Genomic DNA, 12,145 nt, shown 5'->3' with positions numbered 1-12,145 from the left:
GGGCCATACAGGTGATGCACATTGCCTGGCTGGGCAAGAAGTCTCCGTTCTGCGGCAACGTCACCTACGGCCTCAGCACCACCGAAGCCCTGCGGCAGCGGGGCCACGCGGTGAGCTTCATTCACTTCGACACCCCCACCCCCTCCCTGGGACGGCCGGAAGCGGGGGCAGGCGAGCTCGATCCCCCGGACGGGCCGGAGGCCAACCCCGAGGTGGCCCTGCCCTACCTGGTGAAGTCGCAGATGTACACGATCCCCTCCCCGGGGGCCCAGCGGGAGTTGCGGGAGTCCCTGGAGCGGCTGCGACCCGATCTTGTGCACGCCAGCCTCACCCTCTCCCCCCTCGACTTCCGCCTGCCCGACCTCTGCCAGCAGCTGGGTCTGCCCCTGGTCGCCACCTTCCATCCCCCCTTCGACGCCGGCCTGCGCAACCTCACCGCCGGCACCCAGCAGCTCACCTACCAGCTCTACGCCCCCTCCCTGGCGAAGTTCGACCGGGTGATCGTGTTCTCCGAGCTGCAGGCCGAGGTGCTGGTGCGCCTGGGGGTGCGGCGCGAGCGGCTGGCGGTGATCCCCAACGGGGTCGACACCGACACCTGGGCGCCGGCCGCCCCAGGCGGCGAATCCGACCTGGCCCAGCTGCGGCTCAGGGTGGGCGGCCGCCGCGTCTTCCTCTACATGGGGCGGGTGGCCACCGAGAAGAACGTCGAGGCGCTGCTGAAGGCCTGGCGGCTGGTGCGCCCCCAGGGATGCGTGCTGGTGATCGTGGGGGACGGGCCGCTGCGCTCCTCGCTGCAGAGCGGCACGGAGCCTGATGTGATCTGGTGGGGCTACGAGGCCAGCCGGGCCCGCCGGGTGGCGCTCCTGCAGCTCGCCGAGGTGTTCCTGCTGCCCTCCCTGGTGGAGGGGCTCTCCCTGGCCCTGCTGGAGGCCATGGCCTGCGGCACCGCCTGCGTGGCCACCGATGCCGGAGCCGACGGAGAGGTGCTGGAGGGGGGGGCCGGCATCGTGATCAGCACCCAGGGCGTCACCACCCAGCTGCGCACCCTGCTGCCGGTGCTGCGCGACCAACCCGTGCTCACGGCGGAGCTGGGGCGCCGGGCCCGCCAGAGGGCCCTGGAGCGCTACACCCTCACCGGCAACATCGACGCGCTGGAGCGGCTCTACGGCGAACTCTGTCCCCAGCCGGTGGCGGTCTGACCGCAGGCTCCGGCCCGGTCCCGGCGCTGCCGATCGGCCCGGATCGCGGCAAGATGAGGCGAGGTTCCAGGTGCGATGAACTCCCCCCTCCCCCTCCAGGGACGTTCGGTACAGCAGGCGATCGTCCCGATCGCCACCCAGGTCGGGACAGCCTCCGACGATGCAGTCGCCGCTCGGCCCACCGTCTCGATCGTCGACGATGACCCCAACATCCGGGCCATGGTGGCCGAGGAGCTGGCGGACTCCGGCTGCGAGGTGGTGGCACTGACCAACGGCCATGACCTTGAGACGAGGCTGGCCGAGGGGGGGATCGATCTCGTCTTCCTCGACGTGCAGATGCACGACTGCGACGGCATCGAATGCCTGGGGGACCTGCGCAGCCGGGGCTGCACCGTGCCGGTGGTCATCTTCACCTCCCTGAATGACCCGGAACGGCGCCGCCAGGCCCAGGAGGCCGGAGCCGACGACTACGTGCTCAAGCACGAACTTCTCGACAGGCTGCCCGCCCTGCTGGAACGGCTCCTGCCCAGGAGGAGCGAGAACCGCCACCTGTGACGAGCAACCCACCGATGGCCCCCCCGACCGGGGCCCCTCCCCGTGGCTGGCGTCACCGGATGTTCGGAAGCCTGCTGGGCCAGCTCCGGCTGGCGGCCTTCACGTCCGTCTTCCTGGGCTTCAGCGCCGCCTCCGCCTTCACCCTCCTGATCAACCGGGACTGTCTGCTGCATCACCAGCACCATGACCAACGGCAGGAGGCGGGTTCCCTGGCCGACGCGCTCGACCGGCTCGTCGCCGATCCGTCCGCCAGCCACGCCGCTCTCCTGGGCGGGGAGCTGGAGCGCCGCAGTTCGCGAGAGCGTTTCTTCTGGGTGCGGCACGGGGATGGCTCCCTGCTGCTGCCCAGGCCGCTTGCCGCTGAACTGGTGGCCCTGCCCGGCCTGGTCGGGCAGGCGATGGCGGCGCAGGGCGGCACCTGGTCGGTCCGATCGTTCACGCCCCTGCTGGTCGGCACGGATCGCCGCCTGGTGAAGGATCCGGAGGGCAACAGTTTTCTCACCTACACCCTGCACCAGTCCCCCGGCGGCAGCCAGCTCTGGGTCGCCGAGGACATCAGCGACAACGTGTCCAGCCTGCGCAACATGCTGCTGGGGCTGGCCGTGGTGTGGATCCTGTGCCTGGTGCTGACCCTGGTGGCGATCTCCGTGCTCACCCGCCGGCTGCTCCAGCCGCTGCGGGATCTCAACCGCATGGCGGCCGGTGTCACCACCGAAAGCCTGGCCAGCAGCCATCTCAAGCTCGAGAAGGCTCCCCTGGAGGTGGAGGAGCTGGCCCAGTCCTTCAATGGACTGCTCGACCGGCTGGCCCTGGCCTGGAGCCAGCAGCGGCACTTCGTGGGACTCGTCTCCCATGAGCTGCGCAACCCCCTGATGATCATCGGCGGCTACCTACGCCGGCTGCAGCGCCGCGGCCAGAACCTGGATCCGGAGCAGATGCGCGCCCTCGCCACCACCGAGGCCGAGACCCATCGCATCACCCGCATGCTCAACGACCTGCTGGATCTCTCCCGCAGCGAGTCCGGCCAGCTGCAGATGGTGCTGACCCCGGTGGCGGTGGATGAGGTGCTCACCACCGCCTGCGACCTCGCCCGCAGCCAGCTGTCACGCCCGCTGCTGCTCACCCTTCCCGAGGAGGCCGCCGAGGGGCCGATCCGGGCGGTGGCCGAGACCGATCGCCTCCAGCAGGTGCTGCTCAACCTGATCGAGAACGCCGACAAGTACTCCCCGCCGGGTCGACCGATCTGCCTGGAGCTCACGAGGAACGACGCGGAACTGTGCATCAGCGTCCGGGACCAGGGCATCGGCATCCCCCCGGAGGACATCCCCAAGGTGTTCGATCGCTTCCACCGCGGCCGCAACGCCATCGAGCATGAACGGGGCTCGGGCCTTGGGCTGTCGGTGGTGAAGCTGCTGGTGGAGGCGATGGGGGGCTCCATCGACGTCGACAGCGAGATCGCGGTGGGGAGCCGTTTCCACATCCACCTGCCGGCGGCTCAGTAACGCTCCGGCCGGGGGTCCTGCCAGTCGGGGGCGAACCCCTTCAGGCGCAGCATGGCGACGGAGTCCTCCAGGCGGCGTCGATCCAGGCGCCACAGCCGGTAGACGCCGGCGCTGTCCAGTTCGCTGGCGCCGAGATGGCGCCAGAAGGGGGCACGGGCGGTGGTCTGATCGATCACCACCAGCACGGTGGGCTGGTCCTCCGGCGTGCTGGGCCGCTGGCCCACCCGGCGCTCGCGGCGCAGCCGGTCCGCCAGGTTGAGGGGACCCTCCACGCCGATGCCCTCGTAGATCACCACCCGCCGGCTGTAGTAATGCAGGGAGGGCTTGAGCACGCCCACCATCGCCACGGGTTCCCCCGGACGGCCCTCGCGCTGCAGGGCCGCCGCCATGCGGCGCACGGGCTCACCCCGCAGGCGATCGCCCACGCTCCACAGCGGCAGCAGGGCCGCGGGCACGAACAGCACCAGGGGCAGCTGCAGGGCCAGCAGGCGAAGGGGTGGGCGGCGGCGCCGGGTGATCCAGCCCAGCAGGGCGGCCAGCAGCCAGCAGGCGGCCACCACGGGCACCAGGGGACTGCCCCGGAGCTCCGTCGCCAGCGTCGGCATCTCCGGATCCTGGATCAGCGGCAGCCAGAGGGGAGCCGCCAGGAACGCCAGTCCCAACCCGCTCACCAGCAGCAGGCTGAGGCCCCAGGCCCAGCGCTCCCAGGGCCGGCCGCCAGCCTCTCCGCCATCGACGGACCAGCCCGTCTGGGCCGCCAGGGCGATCAGCAGGGCAGCGGCGGGCGTCGCCGGCAGCCAGTAGCTGGGCAGCTTGGTGGCGGCGGCGGTGAAGAACAGCAGCACCGCCAGAAGCCAGCAGGCGGCGAAGCGGGCCAGGGAGGCCGCCGGGGGCTGGGGCCAGGTGGGGCACCAGGAGCGGCGCAGCGGTCCGATGGCCCGGGCCAGGCCGACGAGCAGCAGCGGCGAGACGGGCAGGCTGGCCACCAGCATCACCGGCACGAAGAACCACCAGGGCTGCAGGTGGCGGTTCACCACCTCGGTGAAGCGCTGCAGGTTGTGGTAACCGAAGAAGCTGTCCCAGAAGGGCTGCCCTTCGCTGTACAGCGCCAGCAGGTACCAGGGCGCCGCCACCAGGGCCGTGAGCGCCAGGCCCCGCAGCGGCCGCAGCCGCCGCCACAGCCCGGTGATGTCGGCCTGAAGCCAGCCGAACAGCAGCAGGGTGAGGCCGAGGAGCACCACCGCCACCGGCCCCTTGGCCAGCACGGCCAGCCCGAGCACGGGCCACGGCAGCCACCAGGGCCGGCCGGGGTCGGCGTAGGCCTGCCAGCAGAGCAGCAGGGCCAGGGCCACCAGGCCGCTGAACAGGGAATCGCTCACCGCCGTGCGCCCCCAGGCGAGCGCCAGGGGCGAGAGGCCGAAGGCCAGGGCGGCGGTGAGGGCCGTCAGGCCCGGACGCTCCGTCGCCGGAGGGGAGGCGTCGTCGGGGGCGGCGGCCGGGGCGGCCTCTGGGGCGGCCTGGAACGGGGGCTGGGGCCAGCGCAGCAGGGTGTGCGCCAGGGCCAGCATCACGCCGATGGCGGCCAGGGCGGAGGGGAAACGGGCGGCCCAGGTCCCGAGGGGGTTCCACTGCTCCTGGCCGGGCAGGGCATAGACGAGCCCCATCAGCCAGTACACCAGCGGCGGCTTGTCGTAGCGGGGCAGGCCGTTGACGCGGGGAATCAGCCAGTCGCCCGTCTCCGCCATCGCCCGCGCCGAGGCCGCGAACAGCGGCGGCGTCTCATCCACCAGCCCCGTCGTCCCCAGCTGCCAGGCGAACAGCGCCAGGCCAAGGACCAGGGTGATCAGCAGCAACCGGCGGCGCTGGCGGCGGGGCAGGGCGGGCAAACAGGCTGGGCGAATCGGAGGGAACCTATCGCTCCCCAGCCGTTCCGTCCTGTGTCGCCGATCCGGCCATCAGCCGATCCACGAGCTCCAGCTGCCGGGGCAGACAGACCCGGCGCAGATCGAACCCTTCCACCACCGTCCGCCGGGCCTCCCTGCGCAGCCCGGCGTGGCCGGCGGGGTCGGCCAGCACCGCCGCCAGCCGCTCGGCCAGGGCCCGGTGATCGAAGAAATCCACCAGCAGACCGTTGCGGCCGTCCTCGATCACGTCCTGCACCGGGGCGGTGGCCGAGCCGATCACCAGGGCACCACAGCTCATCGCTTCCAGCAGGCTCCAGCTGAGCACGAAGGGAACGGTGAGATAGACGTGGCAGGCCGTGACCCGGAACAGCTCGTGCAGCACCGGGTGGGGCACGCGGCCGACGAAATGGACCCGGCGCCGGTCGAGGGCATCGCCCAGCTCCCGCAGCATCGCCTCCTTCCAGCTGCCGCCGCCGGGGGGCGCGGCGCCGTAGCTCACCCCATCGCCGCCCACGATCACCACATGGGCCCCGGGCCTGAGTTGCTGGAGCCGGGGCAGCATGCGCATGAAGATGTGGAAGCCCCGGTAGGGCTCCAGATTGCGGGCCACGAAGCTCACCACCTCATCGCCGGGCCCGAAGCTCAGGCCGGCGCGCTGCAGCTGCAGGCGGGCGGGGCCCTGGGGGGCGATCGCGGCGGTGTCGATGCCCTCATGGATCACGCTCAGCCGCTGGCGGTACGGGGCCGGCACGGTGCTGGCCTGCCAGGGGGTCGGAGCCAGACCCCAGTCCAGGTCCTGGAGGGCCAGGAGCTGGGTGGCCCGCCGCAGGCGCAGGCGGGCCCGGGGGCGCCAGTCGGCGTCGGCGAACTCCGGGTCGAATCCCACATCGCCGCCCGCCAGCTGATAGATGAACTCCACCTGGTGCAGGACCGGCACGGCCGGCAGCAGGTCCTTCACCACCAGCAGCTCCCCCCAGCCCGGATGGCCCACCACCAGATCGGGCCGCAGACCGTCCTTCAGCAGCGACTCCAGGCAACGGGCCACCGCCTCGGCCCGCAGGATCTTGGTCTGGAAATCGGCCGACCAGGGGTGGCAGGGCGGCACCCCCCCGGCGGGCAGGGGGTCGTAGCGGTGCAGGGGGATGGCGGGCAGGGGCTGGCTGGTGGGGCCGCCGATGGCCACCACCCGGTCGCCGCGGGCCTGCAGGGCCGGCGCCAGGTGCCGGTACTGGCCGGGGAAGTTCTGGTGAACGAAGAGAACCGTGCGGGTCATGGCGGCACCGGCTCCGTCCGCCCGCCCGGCTGCCAGAGCCGGCCGCGCTGGTTGATCAGCAGCACCGAAAGCAGGGCCAGGGACGCCCCCAGCCACTGCAGCGGCCCCAGCCGCTCGTCCAGCAGCAGCACCCCGCAGAGCACCGCGAACACCGGCGTCAGGAAGGTGAGGGCGGTGAAGCCGGTGAGGTCGCCGCTGCTGGCGAACCAGAAAAACAGGCCATAGGCCAGGGCACTGCCGAGCAGGGCCGCGTAGGCCATCAGGCCCCACTCCAGCGGGCTCCAGTGGGGCCAGAAGCTCACCGTCTCCGGGCGGAGCAGCGCCTCCCCGCCGGCCACCAGCAGCAGGGGCACACCGCCCAGGAGCATGTGCCAGCCGGTGACGGCGACCGGATCGCTGCGGCGGGTGGCAAAGCGGCAGAGCACGGTGCCCAGCGCCATCGCCGCCGCCGCCCCCAGCATCCAGGCCTCGCCGTGGCTCCAGGCCTGCCCATGCAGGGCCGGGGGCCCCTGCAGCCACCAGTGGCGCAGCACCTCCCCCGGCAGTCCCAGGCAGAGGATCCCCAGCAGGCCGATCAGCAGGCCCAGCCAGCCCACCGGGTTGATCGCCTCGCCGAACAGGGTGCGGGCCAGCAGGGCCACCAGCAGGGGCTGGGAGTCGATCAGCACCGAACCCAGGCCCGCCCCGGTCTCGCCCAGCCCCCGGGCCAGGAGCCCCTGGAACAGGCTGCCGTCGACGGCGGCGAACAGCAGCAGCCAGGGCCAATCCACGGGATCGACCCGCCAGGAACGCCCCAGCAGGCGGGCCGCCAGCAGCAGCACCACCCCGGCCGGCAGCAGCCGCAGACTGGCCAGCATCGCCGGCGATGCCCCACCCAGCAGCGGCTTCATCGCCGCCATCGCGGTGCCCCAGAGGGCGAAGGGCAGGAGCATCAACACCCAGCGCAGGGTCCGGGGCATGGGGCGTGAGTCCTGGGGCGGCGGTGGAGGGGCGGAGGGCGGCGAACAGGCCCGTCCGGGCCTTCTTTTTAAGATCCAGCCACCGCGCATCTCCACAATGCCCTGGCCCTGGTGCCGCAAGTCCCGACGAACCCTGGCGCGCATCGCCATCGAGGGGCCGATCGCCGGGGGCACCCGTGTCCGGGTGTTGAAGGCCATCGAGCAGGTGCAGCAGCGGGAGTGCCCCGCCCTGCTGCTGCGCATCGACACTCCCGGCGGCACCGTCGGCGACAGCCAGGAGATCCATGCGGCCCTGATGCGGCTGCGGGAGAAGGGCTGCCGGGTGGTGGCCAGCTTCGGCAACATCTCCGCCTCCGGCGGCGTCTATGTGGGTGTGGCGGCGGAGAAGATCGTCGCCAATCCCGGCACCATCACCGGCTCGATCGGCGTGATCCTGCGGGGCAATGATCTGTCGCGGCTGCTGAAGCGGATCGGCATCCGCTTTGAAACCGTCAAGAGCGGCCTCTACAAGGACATCCTTTCTCCCGACCGCGCCCTCTCCGAGGCGGAACGGCAGCTGCTGCAGGAGCTGATCGACGCCAGCTACGGCCAGTTCGTGGCCGCGGTCGCCGCCGGCCGGGGCCTGGAGCCGGACACGGTGCGCGCCTTCGCCGACGGGCGGGTGTTCAGCGGCGCCCAGGCCCTGGAGCTCGGCCTGGTGGATGTCCTGGGGGACGAGGAGAGCGCCCGCCGCCTGGCGGCAGAGCTGGCGGGGCTGGATCCGGAGAAGGCCCGGACGGTCAGCTTCGGCAAACCGCCCAGGAAGCTGCTCGGGCTGCTGCCGGGCAGCACACTGATGCAGCAGCTCTCCCAGTCCCTGAGCCTGGAACTGGCCTGGAGCGGCCAGCCCCTCTGGCTCCATCGCCCCTGACGTCATGAAGCCTGGTCTCGAGCTGAGGGCCCTGCGGGGAGCCACCACCGCCAGCGCCAACACCGGCGAAGCGATCGCGGAGGCCGTGGCGGAGCTGATCGAGGAGTTGCTGCAGCGCAACGACCTGGCGGGGGACCGGGTGCTGTCGGTGACCTTCTCCGTCACCGCCGATCTGGACGCCTGCTTCCCGGCCGCCATCGCCCGGCGCCGGGCCGACTGGGGCCGGGTCGCCCTGCTGGATTGCCAGCAGATGGCGGTGGCCGGAGACCTGCCCCGCTGTATCCGGCTCCTGGCCCACGCCTGGCTGGATGCAGGCCGGGAGGAGGTCCACCCCTATCTGCGGGAGGCGGCGCGGCTGAGGCCCGACCGGGCTGATGCGGGCCAGCCTTCGGCCCCAGCCAGCTCCCCCGCCGACCACTGAAGGCGCGGCAGACGCACGGGCGTGTTGAGACTTTCAGCATGAAGTTCCTCCCAGCCATGCCGTCCTTCCCGCGCGAGCGGTCCCAGCCCCTGGCCTTGATCGGCCGTCTGGGCACCGCCGGCCTCGGAGCGCTGGCCGTCGCCACCGCCACCGTCCTCTCCCCTGTCGCCACCTCCCCGTCCATCGCCCAGGGCACGCCCGGCCTGATGGAGTTCCGCTGGGAGAACAACAAGGATTACCGCAAGCTCTACTTCTTCACCACCGACACTGTCCGCATGCAGCGGGCGGAGTACTACCTGATGCTGCGGCCGAAGGATCGCAAGACGGCCATCCTCAAGCTGAGCATCAGTGTTCCCAGCCACTTCGACACCAAGATCGATCCGAAGCAGGTGAAGCTGTGCCGGATGAGTGAGGGCGGGATGCTCAAGAGAACCCGCTGCCTGGAAACGATCCCCGCCACGATCGAGGTGTCGGAGAACGGCCGATCCATCGAGATCTTTCCGGAAACCCCCGTGTCCGACAAGGACACGATCGGTGTCTACATGAACGTCTTCAACCCGTTCAACGCCGGCATGTATCAGTTCAACGCCCTGGCCCAGGCCCCCGGCGACATCCCGGTCTCGGGCTACCTGGGCAGCTGGCTGATCCAGATCGTGCCCAACAACACCAACTGATAGGGTGACCCACTGAGCAAGCAGCAGCATGACGAAGCGCACCCTTGAAGGAACGAGCCGCAAGCGCAAGCGCGTGTCCGGCTTCCGGGTGCGGATGCGCACCCACACGGGCCGTCGCGTGATCCGCACCCGCCGTCGCCGCGGCCGCGCCCGCCTGGCGGTCTGAGGCCGGCCGGGAAGGTCCGTGGCCCTGCCGCAGCAGCACCGGCTGAAGGGCCGACGGGTCTTCGATCGTCTGTACCGCCAGGGACGTCGTTACCAGGGACCGGGGCTGCTGCTCCGGGTCCTGGCGGCGGAGCCGTCCCTGTTGCCCCCCGGTACGCCCCTCTCCGGGACCTCCAGCACGCCCCCCACCGCCAGCCCCTGGCGCTGCGGGATCGTGGTCAGCAGCAAGGTGAGCAAGCTGGCGGTGCGTCGCAACCGCCTGCGGCGCCTCTTCCACGACCATCTGCGGCGTCATCCGCCGGCCCCGAGCCAGCCCCTGTGGCTGCTGATCACCCTCAAGCCCGGCTGCCTCGAGCGCAGCGAGGACCAGCTGCTGGGAGAATGCGCCCAGCTGCTGCGCCAGGCAGGATTGCTCGATGACCCCGGAGGACAGGGTGGAGAACAAACTCGAGATCAATGAGACGGTCTTCTACGAGGGCGGCCCCGCCAGGGGCGACCTGATCATCAACCTGCTGTTCGGCCTCACCCTGATCGGCATCCCCTTTGCCGTGGGAGCCATCGTCCGGGCCCTGTGGCTGCGCTTCCGCATCACCAGCCGCCGCATCAGCGTCAGCGGCGGCTGGCTCGGCCGTGACCGCACCCAGGTGGTCTACAGCCAGATCCGCGAGGTGCGCTCGGTGCCACGGGGCTTCGGCGCCTGGGGCGACATGGTGGTGGTGCTCAACGACGGCGCCAAGCTCGAAATGCGTGCGGTGCCGCGCTTCCGGGAGCTCGAGGCCTTCATCGAGGAGCAGCGCGAGAGCCGCGGCAAGGCCGCCTCCCGCGCCTCCGGAGCCACCGGTGCCGCCGGCTTCGCCCCCCCGGCCCGTGAAAGCGCCTGACCACCGGACCCCCATCCGGTCGCCCCGGTCGGGCACACTGGCAGCCGAGATCCACCACCCCAGCGCACCCCTGCCGTGATCGGCTACATCTCCGACAACCTGCTGCTCCCGATCCTCGATTTCTTCTACGGATTGGTTCCGAGCTATGGGCTCGCGATCGTGGCCCTCACCGTGGTCATCCGCCTCGCCCTGTTCCCGTTGAGCGCCGGCTCGATCCGCAGCGCCCGGCGCATGCGCATCGCCCAGCCCGTGATGCAGCAGCGCCAGGCGGAGATCAAGGCCAAGTACGCCAACAACCCCCAGAAGCAGCAGGAGGAGCTGGGCGGTCTGATGAAGGAGTTCGGCAGCCCCCTCTCGGGCTGTCTGCCCCTGCTGGTGCAGATGCCGATCCTCTTCGCCCTGTTCGCCACCCTGCGGGGGTCCCCCTTCGCAGACGTCCCCTACGCGATCAACCTCAAGGTGCTCCCGGCCGAGGAGATCGCCGCGGTGGAGGCCAAGCCCTTCAACAGCGCCAGCCACTCGATCTTCATCAGCGAGACCGAGCACGTGCCGGTGATCGCCAGCCTCGAGGGCGGCACCAAGCTCGGTGTCGGTGACAGCACCCAGGTGGAGCTGCACGGCAAGGACGGCACCAGCTTCGCCTCCCTGCTGGGCACCGTGGAGCACGGCGACAGCTTCACCCCCAGCTGGGTGGTGACCAAGGGCGAGAGCGTGGTGACGGTGGACGACCAGGGCAGGATCACGGCCCTGGCCCCCGGCGACGCCACCGTCGAGGCCCGGATCCCCGGCCTGGCGGCCCGCAGCGGCTTCCTGTTCATCAAGGCCCTGGGCCAGGTGGGCTTCTACACCGATGGCGCCGTCAACTGGGACATCGCCATCCTGGTGGGGGCCTTCGGCGCCACCCTGTTCGCCTCCCAGCTGCTCTCGGGCATGGGCATGCCCGCCAACCCCCAGCAGGCGACGGCCAACAAGATCACGCCGGTGATGATCACGGCCATGTTCCTGTTCTTCCCGCTGCCCGCCGGCGTGTTGCTTTACATGGTGGTGGCCAACGTGTTCCAGGGGGTCCAGACCTTCCTGCTCACCCGTGAGGCCCTGCCCGACAACCTGCAGGCGATCCTCGACAAGCAGCTCGCCCAGCAGCCGGCCACCGCCACGGCCGGCGGCGGCAGCGCTGGCGGCCGCCTGCCCTTCGAGCCCAAGACCAAGAAATGACCCGGGTGCAGCCGCTGCCCCTGCAGGAGTTGCGGCTGCTGGGCGAGGGCCGCACCTGGCCGGTCGACCAGGCCATCGCCGGCCTGGCCAGCCTCACCCCCGTGCGCGGCCGGGTGCGTGCCCTTCACCACGGCACGGTGCTGGAGGTGGAGGGCACGGCCGAGACGATCGTCACCCTCTGCTGCGACCGCTGCCTGCAGACCTACAACCACGCCTTGAGCGCGACCACCCGGGAGCTGCTGGAGATCGCCGTGGCCGGCCCCGAGGAGGAGGAGGTGGTGTTCGCGGCCGAGGATCCGGTGGAGTGCCTCGATCCGGGGGGCAGCTTCGATCCGGAGCGCTGGCTGTTCGAGCAGCTCAGCCTGCAGCTGCCCCTGGTGAACCGCTGCGGCCCCGACTGCCCCGGCCCGCCGCTGCCCACCGGCGACGCCAGCGGCGAGGGGGACGGTGACCCCCGCTGGGCGGCGCTCCGCTCCCTGCGCTGAGC

Annotated in this window: 14 protein-coding genes; 11 read left to right on the top strand and 3 right to left on the bottom strand. The window is 71.3% G+C overall.

The features are described from left to right. Positions 1-11: 11 nt before the first annotated feature. The 3 genes from KUG39_RS03255 to KUG39_RS03245 all read left to right on the top strand — a co-directional run bounded on the left by KUG39_RS03255 (position 12) and on the right by KUG39_RS03245 (position 3,256). Positions 12-1,199 carry a glycosyltransferase family 4 protein gene (locus tag KUG39_RS03255; protein WP_094585418.1) on the top strand — a complete coding sequence of 396 codons (1,188 nt, stop codon included), beginning with the start codon at positions 12-14 and terminating at the stop codon, positions 1,197-1,199. A 75-nt stretch (positions 1,200-1,274) separates the two neighbouring features. Beyond that, positions 1,275-1,754: a response regulator transcription factor gene (locus KUG39_RS03250; protein WP_216912915.1), complete on the top strand. Its 480-nt coding sequence runs from the start codon at positions 1,275-1,277 to the stop codon at positions 1,752-1,754. Between the two features lie 14 nt (positions 1,755-1,768). Then, positions 1,769-3,256 (top strand): sensor histidine kinase, encoded by a 1,488-nt coding sequence (locus KUG39_RS03245; protein ID WP_216918208.1) that lies wholly within the window; start codon positions 1,769-1,771, stop codon positions 3,254-3,256. Here the strand turns inward: KUG39_RS03245 and KUG39_RS03240 are convergent. The 3 genes from KUG39_RS03240 to KUG39_RS03230 are packed head-to-tail and all read right to left on the bottom strand — an operon-like array spanning position 3,250 to position 7,392. After that, positions 3,250-5,142: an ArnT family glycosyltransferase gene (locus tag KUG39_RS03240; RefSeq protein WP_216912911.1), complete on the bottom strand. Its 1,893-nt coding sequence runs from the start codon at positions 5,140-5,142 to the stop codon at positions 3,250-3,252. The genes KUG39_RS03245 and KUG39_RS03240 overlap by 7 nt on opposite strands. Before the next feature lie 25 nt (positions 5,143-5,167). After that, a complete protein-coding gene (locus tag KUG39_RS03235; RefSeq protein ID WP_216912909.1) occupies positions 5,168-6,433 on the bottom strand; it encodes a glycosyltransferase in 1,266 nt (421 codons plus the stop codon). Next, on the bottom strand, positions 6,430-7,392 hold the full coding sequence (locus tag KUG39_RS03230) for a DMT family transporter (RefSeq protein ID WP_216912907.1): 963 nt from the start codon (positions 7,390-7,392) through the stop codon (positions 6,430-6,432). Before KUG39_RS03230 ends, KUG39_RS03235 begins: the two co-directional genes overlap by 4 nt. A gap of 97 nt (positions 7,393-7,489) precedes the next feature. Here KUG39_RS03230 and sppA point away from each other — a divergent pair, with 97 nt between their 5' ends. From sppA to KUG39_RS03190, 8 genes are all read left to right on the top strand, one after another. Continuing rightward, on the top strand, positions 7,490-8,302 hold the full coding sequence (sppA, locus tag KUG39_RS03225) for a signal peptide peptidase SppA (protein ID WP_216912905.1): 813 nt from the start codon (positions 7,490-7,492) through the stop codon (positions 8,300-8,302). A 4-nt stretch (positions 8,303-8,306) separates the two neighbouring features. Next, on the top strand, positions 8,307-8,723 hold the full coding sequence (aroH, locus tag KUG39_RS03220; protein ID WP_094585411.1) for a chorismate mutase: 417 nt from the start codon (positions 8,307-8,309) through the stop codon (positions 8,721-8,723). Positions 8,724-8,779: 56 nt separating this feature from the next. Beyond that, positions 8,780-9,397, top strand: a complete 618-nt coding sequence (locus tag KUG39_RS03215) for a DUF2808 domain-containing protein (protein ID WP_216912903.1) — start codon at positions 8,780-8,782, stop codon at positions 9,395-9,397. Between the two features lie 28 nt (positions 9,398-9,425). Beyond that, positions 9,426-9,563: a 50S ribosomal protein L34 gene (gene rpmH / locus KUG39_RS03210; protein WP_015108935.1), complete on the top strand. Its 138-nt coding sequence runs from the start codon at positions 9,426-9,428 to the stop codon at positions 9,561-9,563. 18 nt (positions 9,564-9,581) lie between these two features. After that, positions 9,582-10,022 carry a ribonuclease P protein component gene (gene rnpA, locus KUG39_RS03205; protein ID WP_094585409.1) on the top strand — a complete coding sequence of 147 codons (441 nt, stop codon included), beginning with the start codon at positions 9,582-9,584 and terminating at the stop codon, positions 10,020-10,022. Then, positions 9,979-10,443 (top strand): PH domain-containing protein, encoded by a 465-nt coding sequence (locus KUG39_RS03200; protein ID WP_216912901.1) that lies wholly within the window; start codon positions 9,979-9,981, stop codon positions 10,441-10,443. The genes rnpA and KUG39_RS03200 overlap by 44 nt, the downstream gene beginning before the upstream one ends. 75 nt (positions 10,444-10,518) lie before the next feature. Further along, complete coding sequence (gene yidC, locus KUG39_RS03195; protein ID WP_216912899.1) at positions 10,519-11,658, top strand: membrane protein insertase YidC; 1,140 nt, start codon at positions 10,519-10,521, stop codon at positions 11,656-11,658. After that, positions 11,655-12,143, top strand: coding sequence for a YceD family protein (locus tag KUG39_RS03190; protein ID WP_216912894.1), 489 nt, complete (start codon positions 11,655-11,657; stop codon positions 12,141-12,143). Before yidC ends, KUG39_RS03190 begins: the two co-directional genes overlap by 4 nt. Positions 12,144-12,145: the final 2 nt, after the last annotated feature.

Source organism: Synechococcus sp. CCAP 1479/10, assembly GCF_019038515.1.
Taxonomy (GTDB): domain Bacteria; phylum Cyanobacteriota; class Cyanobacteriia; order PCC-6307; family Cyanobiaceae; genus Cyanobium.
Note: the sequence above shows the minus strand (reverse complement) of the source record. Positions and strands in the feature narration are given on the sequence as shown.